The sequence below is a fragment of the Serratia ficaria genome (genome assembly GCF_900187015.1).
GTDB classification, from domain to species: Bacteria; Pseudomonadota; Gammaproteobacteria; order Enterobacterales; family Enterobacteriaceae; genus Serratia; species Serratia ficaria.
This window is the reverse complement of sequence record NZ_LT906479.1, coordinates 3,319,509-3,342,381: the sequence shown is the minus strand read 5'-3', so window position 1 is coordinate 3,342,381 and position 22,873 is coordinate 3,319,509. Positions and strand designations below refer to the sequence as shown.

The 22,873-nt window shown below is 58.6% G+C and carries 26 protein-coding genes and 2 tRNA genes; 17 read left to right on the top strand and 11 right to left on the bottom strand.

The window, feature by feature from the left end:
- From CKW09_RS15875 to CKW09_RS15865, 3 genes are all read right to left on the bottom strand, one after another.
- Nucleotides 1-1,104 carry an alkene reductase gene (locus CKW09_RS15875; RefSeq protein ID WP_095098240.1) on the bottom strand — a complete coding sequence of 368 codons (1,104 nt, stop codon included), beginning with the start codon at nucleotides 1,102-1,104 and terminating at the stop codon, nucleotides 1-3.
- A gap of 54 nt (nucleotides 1,105-1,158) precedes the next feature.
- Nucleotides 1,159-1,740, bottom strand: a complete 582-nt coding sequence (locus CKW09_RS15870) for a TetR/AcrR family transcriptional regulator (protein ID WP_167387253.1) — start codon at nucleotides 1,738-1,740, stop codon at nucleotides 1,159-1,161.
- Between the two features lie 64 nt (nucleotides 1,741-1,804).
- A complete protein-coding gene (locus tag CKW09_RS15865) occupies nucleotides 1,805-2,437 on the bottom strand; it encodes a TetR/AcrR family transcriptional regulator (RefSeq protein WP_095098237.1) in 633 nt (210 codons plus the stop codon).
- 95 nt (nucleotides 2,438-2,532) lie between these two features.
- Between CKW09_RS15865 and CKW09_RS15860 the strand changes: the two genes are divergently transcribed.
- The 7 genes from CKW09_RS15860 to CKW09_RS24950 all read left to right on the top strand — a co-directional run bounded on the left by CKW09_RS15860 (nucleotide 2,533) and on the right by CKW09_RS24950 (nucleotide 5,994).
- On the top strand, nucleotides 2,533-3,147 hold the full coding sequence (locus CKW09_RS15860) for a TVP38/TMEM64 family protein (RefSeq protein ID WP_095098234.1): 615 nt from the start codon (nucleotides 2,533-2,535) through the stop codon (nucleotides 3,145-3,147).
- Nucleotides 3,148-3,182: 35 nt separating this feature from the next.
- The gene (locus CKW09_RS15855; protein WP_095098231.1) at nucleotides 3,183-3,566 is read left to right on the top strand and encodes a nuclear transport factor 2 family protein; all 384 of its coding nucleotides are present in this window, start codon (nucleotides 3,183-3,185) and stop codon (nucleotides 3,564-3,566) included.
- 67 nt (nucleotides 3,567-3,633) lie between these two features.
- Nucleotides 3,634-4,020: a nuclear transport factor 2 family protein gene (locus tag CKW09_RS15850; RefSeq protein WP_095098227.1), complete on the top strand. Its 387-nt coding sequence runs from the start codon at nucleotides 3,634-3,636 to the stop codon at nucleotides 4,018-4,020.
- A gap of 46 nt (nucleotides 4,021-4,066) precedes the next feature.
- On the top strand, nucleotides 4,067-4,726 hold the full coding sequence (locus tag CKW09_RS15845) for an SDR family oxidoreductase (protein ID WP_095098224.1): 660 nt from the start codon (nucleotides 4,067-4,069) through the stop codon (nucleotides 4,724-4,726).
- Between the two features lies 1 nt (nucleotide 4,727).
- The gene (locus CKW09_RS15840; RefSeq protein ID WP_095098221.1) at nucleotides 4,728-5,390 is read left to right on the top strand and encodes a Rossmann-fold NAD(P)-binding domain-containing protein; all 663 of its coding nucleotides are present in this window, start codon (nucleotides 4,728-4,730) and stop codon (nucleotides 5,388-5,390) included.
- A gap of 11 nt (nucleotides 5,391-5,401) precedes the next feature.
- Nucleotides 5,402-5,842: an SRPBCC family protein gene (locus CKW09_RS15835; RefSeq protein ID WP_095098218.1), complete on the top strand. Its 441-nt coding sequence runs from the start codon at nucleotides 5,402-5,404 to the stop codon at nucleotides 5,840-5,842.
- Nucleotides 5,843-5,862: 20 nt separating this feature from the next.
- Nucleotides 5,863-5,994, top strand: a complete 132-nt coding sequence (locus CKW09_RS24950; RefSeq protein WP_258873661.1) for a hypothetical protein — start codon at nucleotides 5,863-5,865, stop codon at nucleotides 5,992-5,994.
- Between the two features lie 31 nt (nucleotides 5,995-6,025).
- On the opposite strand, the gene CKW09_RS15825 is transcribed toward CKW09_RS24950, so the two are convergent.
- Nucleotides 6,026-6,916 (bottom strand): LysR substrate-binding domain-containing protein, encoded by an 891-nt coding sequence (locus CKW09_RS15825; RefSeq protein ID WP_095098215.1) that lies wholly within the window; start codon nucleotides 6,914-6,916, stop codon nucleotides 6,026-6,028.
- Between the two features lie 202 nt (nucleotides 6,917-7,118).
- Here CKW09_RS15825 and CKW09_RS15820 point away from each other — a divergent pair, with 202 nt between their 5' ends.
- Together CKW09_RS15820 and CKW09_RS15815 are read left to right on the top strand one after the other, a co-directional pair.
- Nucleotides 7,119-7,544 carry a VOC family protein gene (locus CKW09_RS15820; protein ID WP_095098213.1) on the top strand — a complete coding sequence of 142 codons (426 nt, stop codon included), beginning with the start codon at nucleotides 7,119-7,121 and terminating at the stop codon, nucleotides 7,542-7,544.
- Nucleotides 7,545-7,655: 111 nt separating this feature from the next.
- Complete coding sequence (locus CKW09_RS15815; protein WP_095098210.1) at nucleotides 7,656-8,915, top strand: cation:dicarboxylate symporter family transporter; 1,260 nt, start codon at nucleotides 7,656-7,658, stop codon at nucleotides 8,913-8,915.
- Between the two features lie 337 nt (nucleotides 8,916-9,252).
- Here the strand turns inward: CKW09_RS15815 and CKW09_RS15810 are convergent.
- Together CKW09_RS15810 and mtfA are read right to left on the bottom strand one after the other, a co-directional pair.
- Nucleotides 9,253-9,328: transfer RNA gene (locus tag CKW09_RS15810), tRNA-Asn, on the bottom strand.
- A gap of 102 nt (nucleotides 9,329-9,430) precedes the next feature.
- Entirely contained in the window at nucleotides 9,431-10,219 is a 789-nt protein-coding gene (gene mtfA, locus CKW09_RS15805) for a DgsA anti-repressor MtfA (RefSeq protein WP_061797427.1), read from the bottom strand.
- 92 nt (nucleotides 10,220-10,311) lie between these two features.
- On the opposite strand from mtfA, the gene CKW09_RS15800 reads away from it, so the two are divergent.
- Nucleotides 10,312-10,401: transfer RNA gene (locus tag CKW09_RS15800), tRNA-Ser, on the top strand.
- 149 nt (nucleotides 10,402-10,550) lie between these two features.
- Here CKW09_RS15800 and CKW09_RS15795 read toward each other — a convergent pair.
- Nucleotides 10,551-11,351 (bottom strand): MetQ/NlpA family ABC transporter substrate-binding protein, encoded by an 801-nt coding sequence (locus CKW09_RS15795; RefSeq protein ID WP_061797425.1) that lies wholly within the window; start codon nucleotides 11,349-11,351, stop codon nucleotides 10,551-10,553.
- A 180-nt stretch (nucleotides 11,352-11,531) separates the two neighbouring features.
- On the opposite strand from CKW09_RS15795, the gene CKW09_RS15790 reads away from it, so the two are divergent.
- Entirely contained in the window at nucleotides 11,532-11,753 is a 222-nt protein-coding gene (locus tag CKW09_RS15790) for a DNA polymerase III subunit theta (RefSeq protein WP_095098207.1), read from the top strand.
- Nucleotides 11,754-11,863: 110 nt separating this feature from the next.
- A complete protein-coding gene (locus tag CKW09_RS15785; RefSeq protein ID WP_231922069.1) occupies nucleotides 11,864-12,157 on the top strand; it encodes a YicS family protein in 294 nt (97 codons plus the stop codon).
- A gap of 13 nt (nucleotides 12,158-12,170) precedes the next feature.
- On the opposite strand, the gene CKW09_RS15780 is transcribed toward CKW09_RS15785, so the two are convergent.
- On the bottom strand, nucleotides 12,171-13,148 hold the full coding sequence (locus CKW09_RS15780) for a GlxA family transcriptional regulator (RefSeq protein WP_061797420.1): 978 nt from the start codon (nucleotides 13,146-13,148) through the stop codon (nucleotides 12,171-12,173).
- 162 nt (nucleotides 13,149-13,310) lie between these two features.
- Here CKW09_RS15780 and CKW09_RS15775 point away from each other — a divergent pair, with 162 nt between their 5' ends.
- The 3 genes from CKW09_RS15775 (at nucleotide 13,311) to CKW09_RS15765 (ending at nucleotide 15,924) form a co-directional block, all read left to right on the top strand.
- The gene (locus tag CKW09_RS15775) at nucleotides 13,311-13,997 is read left to right on the top strand and encodes a cysteine hydrolase family protein (RefSeq protein ID WP_061797418.1); all 687 of its coding nucleotides are present in this window, start codon (nucleotides 13,311-13,313) and stop codon (nucleotides 13,995-13,997) included.
- A gap of 121 nt (nucleotides 13,998-14,118) precedes the next feature.
- A complete protein-coding gene (locus CKW09_RS15770) occupies nucleotides 14,119-14,319 on the top strand; it encodes a hypothetical protein (protein WP_061797416.1) in 201 nt (66 codons plus the stop codon).
- Nucleotides 14,320-14,475: 156 nt separating this feature from the next.
- A complete protein-coding gene (locus CKW09_RS15765; protein ID WP_061797414.1) occupies nucleotides 14,476-15,924 on the top strand; it encodes an EmmdR/YeeO family multidrug/toxin efflux MATE transporter in 1,449 nt (482 codons plus the stop codon).
- A 3-nt stretch (nucleotides 15,925-15,927) separates the two neighbouring features.
- On the opposite strand, the gene CKW09_RS15760 is transcribed toward CKW09_RS15765, so the two are convergent.
- Nucleotides 15,928-16,752 carry an AraC family transcriptional regulator gene (locus CKW09_RS15760; protein ID WP_095100191.1) on the bottom strand — a complete coding sequence of 275 codons (825 nt, stop codon included), beginning with the start codon at nucleotides 16,750-16,752 and terminating at the stop codon, nucleotides 15,928-15,930.
- Nucleotides 16,753-16,951: 199 nt separating this feature from the next.
- On the opposite strand from CKW09_RS15760, the gene melA reads away from it, so the two are divergent.
- Together melA and CKW09_RS15750 are read left to right on the top strand one after the other, a co-directional pair.
- A complete protein-coding gene (gene melA / locus CKW09_RS15755; RefSeq protein ID WP_061797412.1) occupies nucleotides 16,952-18,259 on the top strand; it encodes an alpha-glucosidase/alpha-galactosidase in 1,308 nt (435 codons plus the stop codon).
- A gap of 81 nt (nucleotides 18,260-18,340) precedes the next feature.
- A complete protein-coding gene (locus tag CKW09_RS15750) occupies nucleotides 18,341-19,609 on the top strand; it encodes an MFS transporter (RefSeq protein ID WP_095098204.1) in 1,269 nt (422 codons plus the stop codon).
- Here the strand turns inward: CKW09_RS15750 and CKW09_RS15745 are convergent.
- Nucleotides 19,590-19,769, bottom strand: coding sequence for a hypothetical protein (locus CKW09_RS15745; protein ID WP_061797409.1), 180 nt, complete (start codon nucleotides 19,767-19,769; stop codon nucleotides 19,590-19,592). The two genes, CKW09_RS15750 and CKW09_RS15745, sit on opposite strands and share 20 nt — an antisense overlap.
- Nucleotides 19,770-20,069: 300 nt before the next feature.
- Nucleotides 20,070-22,442, bottom strand: a complete 2,373-nt coding sequence (locus tag CKW09_RS15740) for a glucose/quinate/shikimate family membrane-bound PQQ-dependent dehydrogenase (protein ID WP_095098201.1) — start codon at nucleotides 22,440-22,442, stop codon at nucleotides 20,070-20,072.
- Between the last annotated feature and the right edge of the window lie 431 nt (nucleotides 22,443-22,873).

Sequence of the window (22,873 nt, the reverse complement as noted above, 5' to 3'; positions counted from 1 at the left end):
TCAGTAATGGCCTTCCGGCCAGTCGGTGTAGCCTTTAGCCCCGCCGCCGTAATACGCCTCTTTCGGCGCAATCGTCAGTTCGGCACCGTAACGCAGACGTTTCACCAGGTCCGGGTTGGAAATAAACAGGCGACCAAAGGCAACGGCATCAATAATTCCTGCGTTCCGGCGGCTGATGGCCATCTCAAGGTCATAGTTGTTGTTGCCGATAAACGGCCCGTCGAACTGCGCGCTCAGCGCATCCATATCCACGTCGGCAGGCACGTCGCGGGAAGTGGCCGTCGCCCCCTCAACAAAGTGCAGGTACGCCAGGTTAAACCGGTTCAGTTGCTGAATGAGGTAACCGTACATCGCCATGACGTTGCTGTCCGGCGGGGTATTACCGGCATCAGGGGTCACCGGCGAGAGGCGAATGCCCACTCTCTCATTGCCCCAGATGCCGACGATGGCTTCTGTCACTTCAAGCGTGAGGCGGGCCCGGTTTTCAATTGAGCCGCCATAGGCGTCAGTGCGGTGATTGGTGGAGTCACGCAGGAACTGATCGAGCAGGTAGCTGTTTGCTGAGTGCACTTCTACGCCATCAAAGCCGGCACGCAGGGCGTTTTCTGCCGCTCGTTTGTACTGCTCAATGATGCCGGGGATTTCCTCTGTTTCGAGCGCTCGCGGGGTGGAAACCGGCACGAAACCGTTGACGGTATAGGTCTGCCCCTCTGCTTTGATTGCGGAAGGTGCCACAGGGCGTTCTCCGTTGGGCTGCAGCTCAACGCTTGAAAAACGGCCCACGTGCCAGAGCTGGCAGACGATTTTTCCGCCCTCAGCGTGGACGGCGTCAGTCACCTTTTTCCAGCCAGTCACCTGCTCTTCGCTCCAGATCCCCGGGGTAGCCGCATAGCCGCGGCCCTGCGCTGAGATGTTGGTGGCTTCTGAAATAATCAGGCCCGCGCCGGCGCGCTGTGCATAATAAGTCGCATGCAGTTCATCAGGCACGCCGTCCTCGCCGTAACGGCTGCGAGTCACCGGGGCCATCACGATGCGGTTAGCCAGCTGAAGCATCCCCATCGTAACGGGTGAAAATAAATCGGTACGGGTACTGTTGTCAGTCATATAAACTCCATAATAGTTGACCGGTCGTCTAGTTTTAAGGTAAAAAAAATACGGCTACCCGAGCAGCCGCAGAGTGGCGTTCAACGCTTTATCAAACGCTTTATCAGGATCATGAATTTTTGCCATCAGGGAAGCACCAAGCCAGAGCTGATAGAGTTCTTCGGCGAGTTCCCCGGCATCCGCAACCGCCGGGAGAGAGCGGTCTTCCTGGCCCTCACGGATACACTGAGCAATTTTCTGCACGATATCGTGCGTCCCTTTTGCCAGAACGTGTCGCATGCTGTCGTACTGATCGCAGACTTCTGCGCCCAGCTTGACGACGAGGCATTTACTTTCGGGCAGGTCTGCGCCCTGGGTCGTTTTCCAGAAAGTGAAGTAGCGCAGCAGACGCTCACGGGCTGGCCCGCTGCCATTAAGCTGAATGTCTACCTCACCCAGATAGTGGCTGAAATAGTGCTCCAGCAGCGCTTCGGCAAAATCTTCTTTAGACTTAAAGTAATAATAAAACGAGCCTTTAGGGATGCCGGCGGCCTGGACAATCTCAGCAATTCCGACGGCGCTGTAACCTTTGTGCGTAATAATTGCCCTCGCCACATCAATGATGTGCTGGCGTATGTCTGTCGTGTGTTTTTTCATAGTCCGGGTACTCTAGTAAAAAACTGACCGGTCGTCTAGTTGTGTTGTGTGGCATTTCGTGCGTTCAGGCATTCAGCGGCGGCAGCAGCCTGATGGCGTGCTGTCCGGTCAGCTTCAGGCTTTCGGGCGTGGCGCCGTCTTTCGCTTCAATTGACATCCCTTCAAGCAACGTATTCAGAACGGTAGCCAGGGCAGCGGTATTTGTTCCCGCAGGCAGCTGATTTTCCCGCACCGCTCTGCCCAGCCGTTTTTCAAACAGGTCTTTTCCCTCCTGCCGGAGAACGCTGACCGCCCTGATGACATCGGTCGAGTCCGCTGAAACATTAATCGCCGCAAGTACCACCATGCAGCCACAGGGTGCTGAGGGTGAGAGCAGTATCTCTGTCGCTTCGCTGAAGAACCGATCAATGGCCTGAGTGATGTCCGGCGTCTGTTCGAGCCGCTCCCAGGTCGCTTTCCAGTATACCCGCTCGTAGTAATTTACCGCCTCAAGGAACAGTTTTGCCTTATTGCCGAAGGCCGCATACAGGCTGGGCGGATTGATTTCCATTGCGGCACAGAGTTCGGCAACCGACGCCGGCTCAAAGCCTTTACGCCAGAACAGATCCAGAGCCTTGAGCAGCGCCTTGTCACGGTCAAAGCTGCGCGGCCTGCCTTTAGGTTTTTCCACGGCTTCGGGTAAATCACGATTTTTCATGCAGGGAGGTCTCAATGATTCGCTTGACAGTTTACGTAGTGATCACTATACAATAATAACATTACATAGCGATCACTACAAAACACAGGAAATTGATGGCGAACCTTATCTCATCTCTGAGTCTCTATCTTCAGGCTGCCGGCGGGGTGGGGGCGGTGCTGTTTTTCGCCGTTTTTGTCGCGGCCACGCTACTGTTTTTCCCGGCCTCATTACTGACTGCACTGTCGGGATGGCTGTTTGGTGCCACGGGCGGAACGCTGATAGCCCTGCTGGCCGGTATCACCTCTTCATTGCTGGCTTTCGGGCTGGCCAGGAGCCGCCTCTTTCCGCATGTTGCGAAAGGGGCCGTCAGGAGCACCAACCTGAGCAGGGTGCTTTCTCTGGCGCAGCACAATGGCATTGTGCTTGTTCTGCTGCTCCGTCTGAGCTCAGTGGTGCCGTTTGCGCCCCTGAACTATGGGCTGGGGGCGAGCGGCATGCATTTTAAAAAATATCTGGCTGCCACGATGCCCGGCCTTATTCCGGGAACCTTTATCTACGCCAGTGCGGGTGCCACCGTATCAGACGTGGGGGTGCTTGCGCGGGGGGATTTTTCACCCCTGGAAATGATGCAGAACACCGGTGTGTTAACCGGTGCGGCGGTCGCCGCGCTGGGCCTGGTATTGCTTTATCTGCTGCAACGGTGCATCAGACGAAAAATGGGTATCTGAACGGATACCCGGTTTATTAAAACGGAGACATAAACATGAGCGACACAACCTACGTGCAGGACTATAACGCCATCGTAGACGTGCTTAATCAGTACAGCGAAGGCGGTAAGCAGGCGAAGAGCGAACTGATGAAGCCCGCTTTCAGCGATAAGGCGACTATTTTCGGCGTTGACGGGAACGGCCATCTCAGCGGAGGTCCGATTCAGGGGCTGTTTGACACCATCGATACCGCCTTCCGTCCTTCACCCGAAGCCAAAGCGGCCATTGTGCGTGTAGATATCGTGGGTACGGCGGCCAGTGCCCGCATCGACACTGACGACATTTCGGGCTTTCGCTTCACCGACTTTTTCAACCTTCTGAAGGTGAACGGTCGCTGGACCGTGGTCAGCAAGATTTACCACACCCACGTCGCCCCCTGATAACGGCCCGGCCCGTTGACTGATGCAGCGTGCAGTTCCTGCATGCTGCCAATAAGAGGAAAGTAAGATGAGTAAAAATATCAAAGCGGTACCCACTGCCGATTACCGGGCTGTTACGGAAACGGCTGAGAGATACGTTGACGGACTGCGCACCGGTGAAGCTGAAACGGTGGCGGAAGCCTTTCATAACGATGCGGTGATGTACGGCTTTACCAACGGCAGGCTGCTGGGCGGGCCGGTGGAGAACCTGTACGCCTTTGTTCGCGAGAACGGCAGCGCGCCGGATATCGTAACCCGCCTCGATGTGTTGGCTATCACGCCGACTACCGCAGTAGTGCGGGTTGATATGGAAAATGACGCTATAGGTGCGGACTATAACGATTATCTGACACTGATTAAGATTGACGGACGCTGGCAGGTGATCGCCAAAGTGTACCATCAGTTTGAAGGTTGATAACGCGGCGATTACCGCCGCCTCATGACAGGGCAAGGAGAACGTAATGACCCGTGTTTTCATTATCGGTGGCGCAGGCCAGATAGGCCGGCGCCTGAGCAGGATCCTTTCGGATAACGGACATGATGTCCGGGCGCTTTGCCGCAAACCAGAGCAGGAAACGTTATTACGCCAGCAGGGGGCTGAGCCGGTCAGCGGAAGCCTGACCGAGCTGGATGAGGATGCGCTGGCTGCATACCTGACAGGCAGTGAGGTGGTGGTATTTACGGCCGGCGCCGGCGGTAAGGGCGGCCAGGAAATGACCAACGCGGTAGATGGCGAGGGGCTGAAAACCGCCGTTGCCGCTGCCCTGAAGGCCCGGGTGTCGCGCTTTCTGCTGGTTTCCGCATTCCCGGAGGCCGCACGGGGTCAGTCAGTGTCTGACACGTTCGAGAACTATATGCGCGTCAAAAAAATGGCCGACGTGGCGCTGGCGCAAAGCGCTCTCGACTGGGTGATATTACGACCTGGCACGCTGCGGGACGAGCCCGGCACGGGCCTTGTCCATGCGGGCCTCGCTATTCCTTATGGGGATGTTTCCCGTGATGATGTGGCGGCCACCCTGGCTGAAATCATTGAACAGCCCGGCGTCAGTCGCATCATTATCGAGCTGACTGCCGGCGAGGTTCCGGTTCGGGAAGCCGTGCAGAAAATGGCGGGCCGGTAAGGTGAGCCGCCTGTTGCTGCTGGGTGCAACCGGGCTGGTGGGCGGCCATGTCCTTCGCCAGGCGCTGGCCAATCCCGCCGTCAGTGTCATTATCGCCCCCACGCGAAAGCCACTTCCTCCGTACGCTGCCGGCGGAAAGACGCTTATCAATCCCCAAATCAGTTTTGAGGATATGCGCACCTGTGTGCAGGAAGGAACGCTGGACGCGGTGATCTGCGCACTTGGCACCACGATGCACAAAGCCGGAAGCCGGAACGCCTTCCGGCAGGTTGACTACGACTATCCGCTGGCATTTGCCCGCCTGGCGCAGAGCCTGGGCGCCTCAACCTTTGCCCTGACCTCGGCTGCCGGGGCAGATCCGGATTCGCGCTTTTTTTATAACCGCGTAAAAGGAGAGCTTGAGCAGGCGCTCTTGCAGGAGAATTTCCGTTCGCTGACCTTCGTCCGGCCCGGCGTTATCGGGGGGGCCAGGAAAGAGGTGCGCCCGGGGGAAATGGCGCTGAAACTCGCCCTTAGGGTTTTCGCACCGTTTCTACCGCGCCGCTGGCGTCTCAACCCGGCAGCAGAAATCGCCGCCCGCCTTATACAGTCCGCGCTGAATCCGCAGCCGGGCATTTCCATCATTCGCGCGGCCGACATGGCCGGAAAACGCGTAACACAATAAAAGGCACCGCTATGTCAGTCGTAAAATTTAACGCCACCGTCGCCGCTGATGCGAACCGGGTATGGCAAACGCTCCGCCAGTTTGGCCGCATCAGTGAATGGCACCCGGCGATCCGCAGCAGTGAAATTGAGGACCATCAGCCGGACGGGCTGCCGGGCTGCAAGCGCAGGCTGGTGCTGGAGAACGGCGACATTCTTCGTGAGCAACTGCTGATGGTTGATGAAACGCGTCAGGCTTTTTCTTACCGCTTTATCGAATCGCCGCTGCCTGTTGATGACTATGTGGCGACCGTCAGCCTTATTCCCCTGACCGGGCGGGACGAAACGGTCATTGTCTGGCAGGCCAGCTTTGAGGCGCACGCACGCGAGAAAGCGCCGGAGATAACGGCCATCGTCCAGGAACTGATTATGTCAGGGCACCGGAGCCTGGCTGACTTTATTGAAGGCCGTTAAAATTTCAGCGGAGCAGCAAGATGAATGAGTTTATAAAAGCGGCAGACTGGCGCAGCCTGCACTATATTGCTGGCGGTCACTTCTACACGACCGGAGATGCGGTCAACATCGCCGGCGTGCCGGCGAGTACCCCCGGCGCTCCGCAGGGCTGATCGTTAAAAGCATGAGCGTCCGTGACATGATTTAACGGGGCTTGCGCAGGCTGTCCCGCCTTGCCTGCATGATAATCAGCTCAGAAATGCGCCTGACGTCATCGTCAAGGCGCTCAAGCGGCCGGTGAATCAGCCCCACATCCCGATAAAAAATCTTCTGCCCCAGACTGAGTGCCCTGACGGATGATGGCCAGCGGTGCCAGGCGGCAATCTGGGGCAAAAGGGCGACGCCCACACCGTTACTGACCAGCTTAAGGATGGCCTCCAGTTCGTCGACTTCACAGATTTCAGTGACGGAAATGTCCATCTCTCTCAGAAAACGATCCACCAGGCGTCCGCCGAAGGACGAACGATCGTAGCGAATAAATGGCCGTTCTCTGAGCAGCCCGGCGATATCGTCGCCCGCGACTCCTTTCGGCACGATGAGATGAAAAGGCTCATGGGTCAGCGCGCTCCACTGCAGGCCCTGCGGCAGGGCGAAAGGCGGTTTCAGGACGGCGGCCATGTCTATTTCGCCGGCGTCAACGAGATTTATGAGATCCATCGACAGCCCCGGTATCACGCGGGTGCGACACCCGGAGCTCTGCTTACTGAACAACGTCAGCGCGTCCGGAAGCAGGGTGCGCTGTACGGAAGCAATGGCGCCAATCGTCACGATTTTGCCGGGAATAGCCCGGGTCAGCCTCTCGCCCAGACCGTCATACAGCGTCAGCAGTTCCTGCGCCTGGGTGACGAGCTGCAGCCCTTTCTGGTTGAGGCGTGCATTTCTCCCTGATCGGTCAAACAGAGCAAAGTTTAAGTCCGCTTCAAGACGCTGCATCTGGGCGCTGACAGCAGCCTGCGTGAGACCGATTTTATTCCCCGCCGCCGCGAAGGTTCCCTCTTTTGCCACCATCAAAAACGTCTTCAGTTCACGGATCATAAGTCACCCAATACACAAATATAATTTGTATTATACAATGATAAATATTGATTTTAATCAAAGAAAATTATTTATAATCTCCTTTGTGACGGTAATGTTAACGTCACACCAGACGCCGTTCTGGCTCAGCGCGTTGCATTACTCAATATCAATCAGATTTTCCGCAGCCAGAAGGCAGCGACTTTCTTATGAGGATGTATTAATGAGCCTTTCTCCCTTTCATCTGGCAATTCCTGTGTATGACCTGGAGGCAACCCGCCATTTTTACGGTGAGGTGTTCGGACTGAACGAAGGGCGTTCGAGCGAGCAGTGGGTAGATTTTGATTTTTATGGTCATCAGTTGGTGATCCATGAGCATCCTAAAACGGCGTCTCAGGAAAGCGCGCATTCAAATCCCGTTGACGGCCATGACGTACCGGTGCCGCATTTTGGCATTGTGCTGAAATGGGACGAATGGGAGGCGCTGGCTGAACGGCTTAAATCGTTCGGCACCCAATTTGTTATTGAGCCCTACATCCGCTTTAAGGGGCAGGTCGGGGAACAAGCCACGATGTTCCTGTTTGATCCCTGCGGTAACGCGCTGGAATTTAAGGCGTTCAAAGATATCAGTCAGCTTTTCGCAAAATAATACTCTGAGCACGGTTTCAGCTCGTGCCACCTCTCTTTTCACCCGAATGTATCTCGCGTGACTTCTGCCGCTTTCTGGCAGAGGTTGCCCTGTTTAATCTGAGGGCTGGACATGAAAAAAATAACACTGGTTTGGCAGATCGTTATCGGCCTTTTACTGGGGATCGTGGTGGGATGGTATTTCAACACGCATCCCGAATATCAGCAGTGGGTCAGTCACGAAATTCTCAAGCCGCTCGGCGATATTTTCATCAAGATGATGAAAATGGTCGTGGTGCCGATTGTCTTCTGTTGCATGATCCTGGGTATCACCGGAAGTGGTGATAATAAATCCTTTGGCAGGATGGGCGTGAAATCGCTGGGATATTTCTTTACGGTCACCGGGATAGCAATCGTTTTCGGACTGGTGCTGGCCAACCTGATTGCACCGGGAGAAGGCACCAGTATACAGGGAATGGCCCACGGTGAAGGGCACATGAAGATGGAGCCGGCACGCGGTGCGCTGGTGATCGTGCAGAACATTGTTCCGGATAATCTGTTCGTGGCGCTCTCAGAGGGCAAACTGCTGTCGGTGCTGTTTTTTGCTGTTCTGTTTGGTCTTGCGCTCAATGGACTTCCACGTGAGAAAACGGCTCCGATCCTCAGCGTCCTGCAGAGTGTGTCAGACGGCATGTTTCGGGTGGTTGCTATCGTCATGGCGTATGCCCCGGTTGGCGTATTCGGCATGATTGGCGCTACCGTTTCGACTTTCGGCTTCGCCTCGCTTCTGCCGCTCCTCAAGCTTGTCGGCACGGTATATCTGGGCCTGATATTATTTGCCCTGGTTGTGCTGGGCGGTATCTGTGCTCTGATCGGTGAGAACGTCTTTAAACTGGTGAAACATTTCCGCCAGGAGCTGGTGCTGGCCTTCTCAAGCGCCGCTTCAGCAGCCGTCATGCCTCAGCTGATGTATAAGCTGGAGCGCTACGGCGTGCCGGGCCGCATCGTCAGTTTTGTCGTGCCGGTTGGTTATGCCTTTAATCTGGACGGGGCATCGATATTTCTCGGTGTAGCAACCATATTTGTCGCGCAGCTTTACGGTATCGATCTGACGCTGATGCAGCAGATTATCCTGGTCGTCACCATGGTGCTGACCTCAAAGGGGGCCGCAGGCGTACCGGGTTTTGCCATCCTCATTCTTTCTGCCACTCTTGCCTCTGCGGGGCTTCCGCTTGATGCCGTTGCGCTGATAGCCGGTATATTCCGCATTATCGACAGCGGAACTACAACCTTAAACGTGCTTGGAAATATTGTGGCTCCCCTGGTCATTAACCGGTGGGAAAAAGCAACCGAACCGGTTACCGGCACACACGCCGAATTAAACAAGCTCTGATATGTCAGTAAAGGGAACGTTGTCTGTTCCCTTCACCATTTAAAAGGCTTATACGAGTGTTTAACCGAGCGTTGGCTGTAACAGAATTGCCAAAATTTTGTCCTGATATTACTCAGCTCAACTCTGAATTTATCGTCCATTGTTTGCAACGTTCGCTTCTTGATACAGGGAAAACGAACCGTCAGGCGAGCTGAGAGGCGTGTTCCTGGTGGCGGATCAAAGGATCACTGGAGAGATTCAGAATAAAAGCAGATCGTTATTTGATGGAACTATCTGATTCTTTTGCTAAAACACGCAAAAAGCCCGCTCAGGTTTCCCTGAGCGGGCTTTTTTAATATGGCTCCTCTGACTGGACTCGAACCAGTGACATACGGATTAACAGTCCGCCGTTCTACCGACTGAACTACAGAGGAATCGTGTGAACGGGGCGCATCATATCCAGCCGCCCAGGGCGTGTCAACGCTAAATTGGCCAATACGGCGCGACTGCTCGGTATCTGAGCAATGCGCGGCGATTTACTGCGCCTGCGCGTCGGATTCCGCCTGCAGCCGCAGCAGGCGCGCCAGCGGATCCTGGCGGTAGAAGCGGCAAAAATGCTGGTACAGCGCCGGAAAGCGCTCGGCCAGCAGCTCGGGAGCGCTGAAGAAATACTCCGACAGCACCGCGAAGCATTCGGCCGGATCGGTGGCGGCGTAGGCATCCATGCTGGCGGCCTCTTCGCCGACCATGTCTATTTCATCCTGCAGGCTGTCCATGGCGGCGTGCAGGTCATGCTCCCAGGCGGCGATTTCGCGCAGCGGAATAGGGGGGATGCCGGTAGCGACGCCGCCGTTGCGCATGTCCAGCTTGTGCACCGCCTCGTGGATCACCAGGTTAAAGCCGGAAAGATCGAAGGAATCCTGCACGTCCTGCCAGTTGAGCACGATCGGCCCCTGTTCCCAGCTTTGGCCGGATTGCACCACCGGCCCGGAGTGCACCAGGCCGATATCGTCCTGCCACTCGTCTTCCACCACGAAAGGCGACGGGTAGAGCAAGATTTCATTGAAGCCGTCGAGGCATTCCGCCCCCAGTTCCAGCACCGGCAGGGCGAACAGCAGCGCGATGCGCGCCTGCATTTGCGACGTCAGCTGCAGCCCCTGCAGCGGCACGATACGTTTTTGCTGCAGGATTTGCCCGGCGACCGTCACCAGCCGCCGCTGTTCCTGTTCGTCCAGCGGCGAGAGCAGCGGGATCGCCAGCGCGTCCTGCCACTGGGCCTGCGTATCCGCCTGGGGTTGATTTGCTTTCCACGGCCATTTAATCATCAGGTTGCTCGTAAAGTGGTCACTTGAACGTTCGGCTGGAGGCTAACACTGTAAAAATGCCGCAAAAAGGGGCATGATAGCAAGCGTTGTCAGGAGAGATGCCGGAGCGGCTGAACGGACCAGTCTCGAAAACTGGAGTAGGGGCAACTCTACCGGGGGTTCAAATCCCCCTCTCTCCGCCATTATTCAATCACTTACGTAGTGATCTTTCAACGATCCCGGTCACAGATAGCCCATCCCCACCGCAGTACGCCCGCATCGAACACCTTGTCAAGCAGTAGCTCCGGGGATAGCTGACCCGGCACAGGCGCGTTCGCCGTGCCGGTGAAGATTACCAGGCCTTAATGGCGTCGCCCTTATAGACGTCCCGCGCTTTGTCCTCGACGCCCTTCGACTGGAAGGCCGCTTTCAATTTCTGCAGTTTTTCACTGTCTTTATCCTCTGCTCGCACCACCAGCGCATTCACGTAAGGCGAGGCGACGCCTTCCATAAACAGGCCGTCGCGCGCGGCGGACAAACCGGCCTGCGCCGAGAAATTGGTGTTGATGATCGACAACGAGACGTTAGGGTCGTCCAGCGTGCGGGTCAGCTGCGGCGTATCCACTTGCACGAACTTGAGCTTTTTCGGGTTTTCGACAATGTCCAGCGTGGTGGGCAGGTAGCCGACGCCGTCCTTCAGCTTGATCAAGCCCTGCGCCTGCAGCAACAGCAGGCTGCGGCCGAGGGTGGTGGCTTCGTTGGACAGGGTCAGGGTGGCGCCATCCTGCAGCTCGCTGAGCTTGCGGATTTTGTGCGAGTAGGCGGCGATCGGGAAAATAAAGGTCTTGCCGAGAATGGCGAATTTATAGCCGCGCTCCTTCGATTGATCTTCCAGATAAGGCAGGCTCTGGAAAGCGTTGGCGTCGACGTCTTTATTTCTCAGGGCTTCATTGGGCAAAACGTAGTCATTAAAGGAAATAACCTCGACATCCAGCTGGTATTGGCTCTTCGCGACCTTTTGCACTTCCTGCCAGATAGCCTCATCCGGCCCGGTATTGATCGCCACCTTTATCTTGCTGTCGTTGTCGGGCGAACAGGCCGACAACAAAATAACGGATGTGGCTACCAACGCCGAAAACATCAACTTTTTCATCAACTACGCTCTCCTGAGATCATGATTGATGGATACTATTACATCCCTTTCCGGCTGTATATCGCTTCTCATCCGGCGGCGGCGCTGGAAGATCGTTATATACTTGGTTATATTTCGGTGGGTGAGGCTGGTTCCCTGCGCGGATGCGGCCTCGAAATTTAGAGGTCTTCAGGGGGCGGCATGTCACTTTACTATCGGGGTTATTCGGGCAATTACGTCGGCAAACTGCATGCGGATATTGCGGCCAGCTGCGTGGCGGGCAAGGAGCGGTTGAACCTGCCGGTGACGCCCGCGCTGGTGGAGGCCGAGCAGCCCGAGCATCTGCGGCGCTATTTCAAACAGCGTCTGGAGCACTACCGCCAGGTGGCGCAACGGCTGCCCCCCGAAAAAATCAACGGCTGAGCCATCGTCACCGGCGGCACAGGGCTGCCGCTCGCTGCGCCGTTTGCGCATTGTTTAGGGAGAACATATAGTTAAAGCTATCTTACCCTTCCTGAACCAAGGAGCGTTCCGTGGCCGCATCAAGAAAACTTTTACTGTGGGTCTGCCTGCTGGCTTCCGGCAATGCGCTGGCTGAATCCGCATTGCAATCCCTGCAGTTTGAGCAACATAAACAGCAGGTGATGGCCGAGCTGAAGAAAGTCTGCCATCAACAAGCGGGAACGTCCGATAACGACTGGGCGAACAAAATACTGTCCGTTGGCGACAATAAGCAGCATATCCGCGAGGCCACGGTGGCGATAGAGCGCAAAAACGAGAAGAATTATCGGGATGCTCTCGCCAAGGTGCAGTGCCCGGCATCCTGATCGGGCGGCCATTTCACCCTGTTCCGGCCGGTGCCTCGGTTAACCGAAACTCCTTGCGGTACAGCGAAGGCGACGTCTTGAACTGTCGTTGAAAATGGCGGCGCATCGACAGCGCGGTGGCGAAGCCGGCGGCCTGCGCGATACGCTCGACGGGCTGATCGGTTTTCTCCAAAAAACGCTGCGCCATCGCCAACCGTTGGTTGAGCAGCCACTGCATGAAGGTGGTGCCGGTGGTTTGCTGAAAGCGCCGGGTGAAGCTGCGGCGGCTCATGCAGGCCCTGGCCGCCAGCGCGTCCAGCGTCAGCGGCTGCCGCAGGTTTTCCGTTGCCCAATTCAGCGTTTGCATGAACCGATCGCCACCGGCGGTGTTATACACCGGCTGTTCGATAAACTGCGCCTGGCCGCCCTGACGATGCGGCGGCACCACCAATTGTCTGGCCACCGCGTTGGCCGTCTCCGCACCGCAGTGGCGGCGCACCAGATGCAGGCAGCAATCGATGCTGGCGGCGGTGCCCGCCGAGGTGACGATATCGCCGTCGTCCACGTACAGCACGTTTTTGTCTACCGACACCCGCGGATAACGCTGCAGAAAATCCGCCATCCAGTGCCAGTGGGTGGTCGCCGGCCGGCCATCGAGCAGGCCGGCGGCGGCCAGCACAAAGGCGCCCATGCACAGGCCGACAATTTGCGCCCCGCGCGCGTGGGCGGCGAGCAGGGCGTCGGTCAGCGCCGGCGGCGGCGGGATGTCCGGGGTGCTCCAACTGGGCACGATCACCATGTCGGCCTGCGCCAATGCCGCCAAACTCTGTTCCGCGATAATGGAAAAGCCGGCGTTGGTGCGCAGCGGCCCGGGTTCGGTGGCGCAAATCATCAGCCGGTAGGCGGCCTCGCCCTTGGCGTCCAGCGCCTTTTCGAACACCGCGCAGGGTACCGAAAGATGAAACGGGATGATGTCGTTAAAGACCACGATAGCCACGTTGAGGGGTGACATGTTGCTTCCTTCTGATGATGCACCGTCCGCGAAAATTTGGCCCGATGGTATCGTTTTTGGTGACTGGAGTATCTGTTGCCGCCGCGCCGCAACCCGCAAAATTGATCCTGTCCCCGCGGCGGATTGTCCGCGGTTTTTCTTACCTCACAAGGATAACCGAAAATGAAAAAACTGATTGCCTGCGGTGCGTTGACGCTGTCGATGGCGGCCTCCGGCCTCGGCTTCGCCGCCGACGCGCAAACGGCGCCGACCATCCGCACCCTGAGCGGCGCCCAGGCCACTCAAAGCCTGCCGGCCAACGCCACGGCGTTGCTGGTGATTGATTTCCAGAATGAATACTTTATCGGCAAGATGCCGATCCCCGACGGCCTCAAGGCGTTAAAGCATACCCAGCGGCTGGTGGCGTTCGCCCATCGGCATCATATGCCGGTATTCTTCGTGCGCCATCTTGGCCCGGCCAACGGCCCGCTGTTCGCCGAAGGCAGCCAGTTCGCCGCGTTCCATCCGGACCTGCAGCCCGCCGCCGGGGATAAGGTGATTACCAAAGCGACGCCCAGCTCGTTTGTCGGCACCGATCTGGATCGGCAGTTAAAACAGGCGGGCGTCAGGCAGCTGATCGTCAGCGGCTTGATGACTCACATGTGCGTTTCCTCGACGGCGCGCGATGCGGTGCCGCTGGGGTATCAGGTGATTATTCCGGCGGACGCCACCGCCACCCGCAGTCTGGCGACCTGGGACCATCAGGTGGTGAGCCATGCGGACCTGCAGCGCGCCGCGTTGGCCGGCGTCGCCGACGTGTTCGCCGAAATCATGAGCACCGATCGGGTGCTGGCGCTGCCGGTAAACTAACGCCGTTATCCTCATGCCGGCCGGTCTGGGCCGGCAAAGCGGGCTGTCCCCCCGCGGCGAATCGCGGTAAAATGCGGCGGTGAACCCTATCGCAACGCACCAGGCCGCTCAGACACTGTTTATGAAAACGCTTAAACCGCGCCGTCCGCACGGGCGGTGGATCTATTACATCCTGCATGAAGACATGCTGTGGCCCTGCCCGGTCAAATGGGAGTGGGAAAGCGGCTATAACGCCTGGCTGCCGTTCTACTACTCGCCCACCCTCGAATTCGTCGCCGGCAACCCCGCCCGGGCGACCAAGGTCAGCGGCGCCCGGCGCTAAGCGGCCAACCGTTGCTGCCGGGCTTTTCCGCTCGCCCACGTGCCATCGCCCCGATTTTTGCTGCCGCGCGTGAATCGGCTAAAAAATTCTTTGCAGGGTAACGGTTTGTCACTCATCATTTGAAATGAAGTTTCACTTTTATCCCGCGAGCCCATCTTGAATTTATATGCCGCACTGCGCCAGCGCGTGGAAAACACGCCCTGGTACGCCAAACGCAAGAGCTACCGGGTGCTGTTCTGGCGCGAAATCACGCCGCTGGCGGTGCCGATCTTTATGGAGAACGCCTGCGTTCTGCTGATGGGGGTGCTGAGCACCTTCCTGGTCAGTTGGATCGGCAAGGAAGCCATGGCCGGCGTCGGGCTGGCGGACAGCTTCAATATGGTGATCATCGCCTTCTTCGCCGCGGTGGATCTGGGCACCACCGTGGTGGTGGCCTTCAGCCTGGGCAAGCGGGATCGCAAAAGGGCGCGGGCGGCGGCGCGCCAGTCGCTGGTGCTGATGACCCTGGTCTCGCTGCTGTTGGCGGCGGGCATTCACCTGGCGGGCGAGCGGATTATCGACGTCATCGCCGGGGCGGCCACGCCGCAGGTCAAGGCGTTGGCGCTGTCTTACCTGCAAACCACGGTGTGGAGCTACCCGGCGGCGGCGATTGCGCTGATCGGCAGCGGCGCGCTGCGCGGGGCGGGCAACACCAAAATTCCGCTGCTGATCAACGGCGGCATGAACATTCTCAATATCATCATCAGCAGCATACTGATTTACGGCATGCTGGGCTGGGACGGGTTGGGCTTTGTCGGCGCCGGGCTGGGGCTGACCATTTCGCGCTATATCGGCGCCGCCGCGATTATTTACGTGCTGATGATCGGGTTTAATCCGGCGCTGCACATCACGCTGAAAAGCTATTTTACCCCGCTGAAGCTGAATATCCTGTGGGAGGTGCTGGGGATCGGCATACCCGCCAGCATCGAATCGGTATTGTTCAACGGCGGTAAACTGCTGACCCAGATGTTTGTCGCCGGGATGGGCACCAACGTCATCGCCGGCAATTTTATCGCCTTCTCCATCGCTTCGCTGATCAACCTGCCGGGCAATGCGCTGGGATCGGCGTCGACCATCATCGTGGGCCGGCGGCTGGGCAAAGGGCAGATCGGCCAGGCGGAACGCCAGCTGCGCCACATCTTTTGGCTGTCGACCCTCGGGCTGACGGCCATTGCCTGGGGCACCGCGCCGCTGGCCGGGGTGTTCGCCGCCTTTTATACCCAACAGGATGACGTGAAAGAGGTGGTGAAGGTGCTGATTTGGCTCAACGCCGCCTTTATGCCGATCTGGGCCGCCTCCTGGGTACTGCCCGCCGGGTTGAAGGGCGCGCGCGACGCCCGTTTCGCCATGTGGGTGTCGATGCTGGGCATGTGGGGTTGCCGGGTGGTGGCCGGCTATACGCTGGGCATCGTGCTGGGCATGGGCGTGGTGGGGGTGTGGCTCGGCATGTTCTTCGACTGGGCGGTGCGCGGCGCGCTGTTCTATTGGCGCATGGTCAGCGGCCGCTGGCTGCAGAAATATCCGCGGGTTAAAAGGGCGGCCGCGCAAGAGCGGCCCGGCGGCTGACCCTCAGGCCGGCTGATTCTGCAGCCGCCATTTGGCGGGCGACAGGCCATACACCTGCTTGAAGGCCTTGGAGAAGTGCAGCTGGTTTTCATAACCCACCGAAATGCCGACCACTTTGATCGCCGTCTGGCTGTTGCACAGCAGGCTGACGGCGATGTTCATGCGCAGTTTCAGCAGATACTCCTTGGGCCCGACGCCGAACTCCTGTTTGAACAGCCGACACAGGTGGCTGCGGTTGAGATTGCAGTAGGCGGCCAGGCCTGCGACGGTCAGCGGCTCATGGTAGCGGTTTTCAAGGTATTTCACCGCCTTGCGCAGGTGCTGCGCGCGGTCGCTCTGCCGCTCGGCGGCGCCCTGCGGCGTGCTGGTCACCAGCGCGGAGAAAAACAGGTAGCACAGGCCGATTGCCGTCAAGCGGTGGCGCTCGCCCTGCGCGATGATTTGCCGCAGATAGCGCAGGGTATCGGGCTCATCGCCGTACTCTGCGGGGCGGTAAACCGGGGCGCGGCGGCTCAGGCGGCACTCTTCGAACATCTTGCCGGCGATCAGCCCGTCCACCTCCAGCCACATGTAGTGCCAGGGATCCCGCGGGTCGGCGCAATAGGTGGTGACATCCTGCGGATAGATCAGGAAACCTTCGCCGGCGGCAACCGGAAACGCGCCGAATTCGCTGTGCAGAACGCCGTGGCCGCTTATCACATAATGAAATAGATAGTGCCGCCGCACGGCGGGGCCGAAGCTGTGTCCTTTCGCGCAATTTTCCTCGCCGTACTGATACAGGTTCAGTTCGATGTTATCGGTGTGGCTCAGGGTAAAACTCTTGTGCATCAGGCAGTCTCCACACTTTTTGTTCTCGTTGACAGTGTAGCCGCCGCCGGCGAACGGCGCGCTCGGCAGACTCAGACTCAGCTCACAGTTTTTGACCGGCGTCATTTTTCGCCATAATCAGGTCACATTTATCCCTATACCGGGTCACCGCCGCCGGGTAGTTTCAAGCCATCGAAAACAGCAGCAGCGGAGACAGACGATGATTAAAGTGACATTTATGGGCGCAGGCAGCACCATTTTCGCCAAGAACGTGCTCGGCGACATCATGGCGACCCCGGCGTTGAAAGAGGTGGAGATTGCGCTGTATGACATCGACAGCGCCCGGCTGGATGAATCCTTCGCCATGTTGAGCAATATCAACCGCAACATCAACGCCGGCAGGGCGCGTATCGGGCGCTACCTCGGGGTGGAAAATCGCCGTGCGGCGCTGAAAAACGCCCACTATGTGGTGAACGCCATTCAGGTTGGGGGTTACGATCCCTGCACCATCACCGACTTTAAGATTGCCAAAAAGTACGGCCTGCAGCAGACCATCGCCGACACACTGGGGATCGGCGGCATCTTCCGCGCGTTGCGCACCATCCCGGTGCTGTTCGATTTCGCTCGCGATATCGAAGAGGTTTGCCCCGACGCCTGGCTGTTGAACTACACCAATCCGATGGCGGCGCTGACCGGCGCGATGCTGCGCCATACCGGGGTGAAAACCGTCGGCCTGTGCCACAGCGTGCAGGTGTGCGCAGAAACCCTGTTGAAAAGCGTGGACATGCCCACCGACGACGTGCAGTTCCATATCGCCGGCATTAACCACATGGCCTGGCTGCTGGATATTCGCCGCCACGGGGAAGATCTGTATCCGGAGATCAAACGCCGCGCCAACGCCCTGCAGGGCAAGCACGACGATATGGTGCGCCATGAGATCATGAAAACCTTCGGTTATTACGTTACCGAATCATCCGAGCACAACGCCGAATACATGCCGTACTGGATCAAGCGCCACTACCCGGAACTGATCGAGCGCTTCAATATCCCGCTGGACGAATACCCGCGTCGCTGTATCGAGCAGATCGACCGCTGGCAGCAGCAGAAACTGGCGTTGACCCATGACGCCACCCTGAGCCACAGCCGCACCCACGAATATGCCTCTTATATCATCGAGGCGATAGAAACCGACCGGCCGTACAAGATTGGCGGCAACGTGCTCAACGCCGGCCTGATCGCCAACCTGCCGGCGGAGGCCTGCGTCGAAGTGCCGTGCCTGGTGGACGGGCAGGGGATTACGCCCTGCCACGTCGGGCGCCTGCCGGAACAGTTGGCGGCGCTGAACCGCACCAACATCAATACCCAGCTGTTGACCATCGAGGCGGCGGTGACGCGCAAGCGAGAGGCCGTCTATCACGCCGCGCTGCTGGATCCGCATACCTCGGCCGAGCTGTCGATCGACGACATTCGCAGCCTGTGCGACGAACTGATCGAAGCGCACGGCAGCTGGCTGCCCGCCTACCACTAAAGGTTAACCGAACGCATTTACCGCCTCGATAACGCACAAGGCGCAGGGCCTCCTGCGCCGTCAAAAATGGGATGGTGAGCCATGTTTTATTTGAAAAACAAGAATTTCTGGATCTTCGGTGCCTTCTGTTTTTTCTATTTTTTCATCCTCGGCGCGGTGCTGCCGTTTTTCCCGATCTGGCTGCATGACGTCAACCAGCTCGACCAGCGGCAAACCGGGCTGGTGTTCGCCAGCATGGCGCTGTTCGCGCTGATTTTTCAGCCGATCTTCGGCTTTGTCACCGACAGGTTCGGCCTGAAGAAGCACCTGCTGTGGATGATCATTTTCCTGCTGCTGTTCCTGGCGCCGCTGTTTATTTACGTGTTTTCACCGCTGCTGCGCAGCAACTTTGGCCTGGGCGCGCTGCTGTGCGGTATTTATCTCGGGGCGGTGTGCAGCGGCGGGTCGCCGGCGATCGAAGCCTACGTCGAAAAGGTCAGTCGGCGCAGCCGCTTCGAATATGGCCGGGCGCGGCTGTTTGGCTGCATCGGCTGGGCGGTGTGCGCTTCGATCGTCGGTTACATGTTTACCATCAACAACCAATTTGCTTTCTGGCTGGCCTCCAGCTTTGCGCTGGTGCTGGCCGGGCTGCTGTTGCTGTTCAAACCGGAGCAAAACAACACCCTGACGGTGGCGCAGGGGCTGGCGTTGAACCACCAGCCGCCCAAACTCAAGGCGGCGTTGAACCTGCTCAAGATGCGCAAGTTCTGGTGCCTGGTGATGTACATCGTCGGCGTCGCCTGCGTGTATGACGTGTTTGACCAGCAGTTCGCCAACTTTTTCACCTCATTCTTCAGCGATCGCCACGCCGGAACCCAGGCCTTCGGCTATGTGACCACCCTGGGCGAGTTCCTCAACGCCTTCATCATGTTCTTCGCGCCGTTGATCATTAACCGCATCGGCGGCAAGAACGCGCTGTTGATCGCCGGGATCATCATGTCGGTGCGGATTATCGGTTCGTCGATGGCGGAGTCGGTGGCGGCGGTGATCGTATTGAAAACCCTGCATATGTTCGAGGTGCCGTTCCTGCTGGTGGGGGTGTTCAAATACATCACCACGCAGTTTAACGTCAACCTCTCGGCGTCGATTTACCTGTGGGGATTTTGCTTCTTCAAGCAGCTGTCGGCCATCGGCATGTCCTATGCGGCGGGCCTGATGTACATCAGTTACGGCTTCAAGACGTCCTATCTGATCCTGGGCTGCGTCGCCTTGCTGTTTACGCTGCTCTCCGCGTTCACCCTGAGCGGCAAGGTGACGGTGTTGAAAGAGGAGGGCGCGCCGCAGGGGCCTTTCAATACCCTAGCGTCATAGCGCCGAAAAACAGCAGCGTCAGCACGATGATCACCACGTTTTGCACCGCTTTGCGCACCAGCCGGCTGGCGCCCAGACGGCTGTCTATCGCATACAGCACCGGCACCATCAGCAGCACATAGGCGAACATCAGCATGGCGGTAAAGGGCTGCGGGATCATGCGGATTTCTCCCGTTCGCCGCCGTCGCGGATGGGGCGATGCATTGGCGATGTGTGCCGAGCCTTGTCTTGCCGCTGGGGGATATGCCTGACCATGTGCCTCCGAATAAGGCCGCCCGAAGGCGGCCGACTGTTTACTGCCTGTGATGTGGAGAATGATTGTCGGCCACTGCCGGGGCCAACGCAGACATAATATTGCAAATGATAATCATTATCAACAATGGCGTGATATTTTATTGCCGGGCGGGGATAAAAAAAGAGCACGCCGGGCGGCGTGCTCTGGGTCGCATTACTGCAGCGGTTATTTCGCGTCAGGCAGCGCGTAGGCCACGATATAGTCGCCCAGCGTGGTGCCGAACGAACCGTGACCGCCGGCGGAAATCACCACGTATTGCTTGCCGTTGGCCTCATAGGTCATCGGCGTCGCCTGGCCGCCGGCCGGCAGCCGCGCTTCCCACAGCTTCTCGCCGTTGGTTACGCTGAAGGCGCGCAGGTAGTTGTCTGCGGTGGCGCCGATGAAGAAGACGTTGCCGGCGGTAGAAACCGGCCCGCCCAGCATCGGCATGCCCATTTTGAACGGCAGCGGCAACGGCGAGCTGTCGCGTACGGTGCCGATGCGTTTTTTCCACACGATGTCGTTGGTTTTCAGGTCAACGGCGGAAATGTAACCCCAGGCCGGCTGTTTGCACGGCAGGCCAAACGGCGACAGGAACGGGTTCAGGGTCACGCCGAACGGCACGCCGTACTGCGGCTGCACGCCGGATTCGCTACCGCTGCCGCCTTTGTCGCCCTCTGGCGGCTCAATCGGGTTGCCCGGGCCGCGTGGGATCAGTTTGGAAACGAACGGCAGCGCTATCGGGTTGGCGATGGCGATCTGGCGGTCGGTGTCGACGGACAGGCCGCCCCATTCGAACATGCCGAGGTTACCCGGGAATACCAGCGTACCCTGCTCGGAAGGCGGGGTGAAGGTGCCTTCGTAACGCAGGCTGTGGAACATCACCCGGCAGACCAGCTGGTCGTAGATGGTGGCGCCCCACATGTCCGCGCCGGTCAGTTTCTTCTCGGGACGGAAGGTCAGCTCGGAGAACGGCTGGGTTGGCGACAGGCGATCGCCCTTGGCCGGGCCCTGCGGCACCGGTTTCTCCGGCGCCGGCACCACCAGCTCGCCGTTGGTGCGGTTCAGCACGAAGATGTTGCCGGTTTTGGTCGGCACGTAGATCACCGGCACTTTGTTGCCGCTCTTGTCGGTGATGTCCGCCAGCGTTGGCTGCGCCGGTACGTCCATATCCCACAGATCGTGGTGCACCGTCTGGTAGAACCAAACCAGCTTGCCGGTGGTGGCGTTCAGCGCCAACAGGCCGCTGGCGTAACGCTCCATTTCCGGCGTACGGTCGCCGCCCCAGATATCCGGCGTGGTGACCCCCATCGGCAGGTAGACGATGTCCAGCTTGGCGTCATAGGCGGATGGCGCCCATGAGTTCGGCGAGTTCGGGGTAAAGTGATGCTCGTCCGCCGGAATGGCGTTCGGATCCTTGGCGCCCGGATCGAATGCCCACAGCAGCTTGCCGCTGTTGACGTCGAAACCGCGGATCACGCCGGAAGGTTCGCGATTCGAATAGTTGTCGGTCACCGCGCCGGCGATGACGATCACTTTGTCGGTGATCACCGGCGGCGAAGTCGGTTCATAGTGCCCCGGCGTCGCGTACGGCATGTTGCTCTGCAGGTTCAGTTCGCCGTTGTTGGCGAAGTCCGGGCAGCGTTTGCCGCTGTCGGCATCCAGTGCGAACAGGCGGCCGTCGTTGACCGGCAGGATGATGCGACGCGCGCACAGCGCCGGAGCGGCGCCGGCGGCAGCGTCCGCGGCGGCGGCGGTTTCATGGTAAGACACGCCGCGACAGGTGATGTGCTGGAAGGTCGGATCGAACTTCAGCTGCGGGTCGAACAGCCATTTCTGCTTACCGGTCGCCGCGTCCAGAGCGAACAGCTTTTGGTGCGGGGTGCAGAGGTAGAGCGTATCGCGGATCTTGATCGGGGTGACTTCGTTGGTGATTTCGCCCGGATCGTTGGCGGTCTTCAGATCGCCGGTCTGGAAGCGCCAGGCTTCCTGCAGCTGGCCGACGTTTTTGTCGTTAATCTGGCTCAGCGGCGAGTAACGGGTGCCTTCCTGGGTGCGGCCATAGGCCGGCCAGTCGGCGGCCGTCGCGTCGGTGGGCTGTACCTGCGCCGCGTCCAGGGTGCCGTTGATCTCTTGCGGATCGTTAAACACCGAATAGGCCAGGGCGACGACCGTGATCACCAGCGCGGCGCTCAGCGCGCCATAGGCCAGTTTGCCGTTGGCAATCAGGCGACGGTAAATAAACGGCAGCACCAGCCACAGGCCGAAGAAGAAGGTGACGTCCAGACGCGGCGTCAACGCCCAGAAGTCCGGGCCCACTTCCCACAGCGCCCAGGCGGTGGTGCCGAGCAGGAATACCGCGTACAGCAGCAGCGCGGTCGCGCGGCGGCGGAACAGCAGCCATGAGGTCAGCAGCAGTACCAGGCCGGCGATGATGTAATACAGCGAACCGCCCAGCTTGGCCAGCCAGATGCCGCCCCCGAGCAGATAGAGCCCGCTCAGGGCGGCAAATAGCGCCGTCAGGATGAGCAGCGGCGATAATGACGCTTTATTTTGCATAGCAATACCCTTACCAAAAATGAAAAGTCCCCGATTTAGAGATTAAGCTAAATCCAGAAAAACACGCGGTTTCTCGCTAAATAGGGTGACGTGAATACCGTCCCGCGCATTAGCCTAATGGTGCTTTGCCTTATTCAAAGCCTGAAGACAGGGTGGCGCGTTCACCCTGGCCGCACCCCGACGCCTCCCAGCGGCCGTCATGGTGGACAACGTTTGCCGCTGCGCCGGGTGCACCGGGGCGAGAGTATCCCGATGCCGTCGGCGAGTGTCAATTCCCAGATATTTCCTTGCCAAAACCATCCCCCCGCCGGCGCGGCTCCGCGCTCGCCTCGGTGAAGTTTTTCAGGCATGGGCGAAGCCCACGGGTGATGAAAGGGTAACCCATCGCGGATCGTGAATAGCCATCTGTTGCTCCTTGTACATGACGCTAA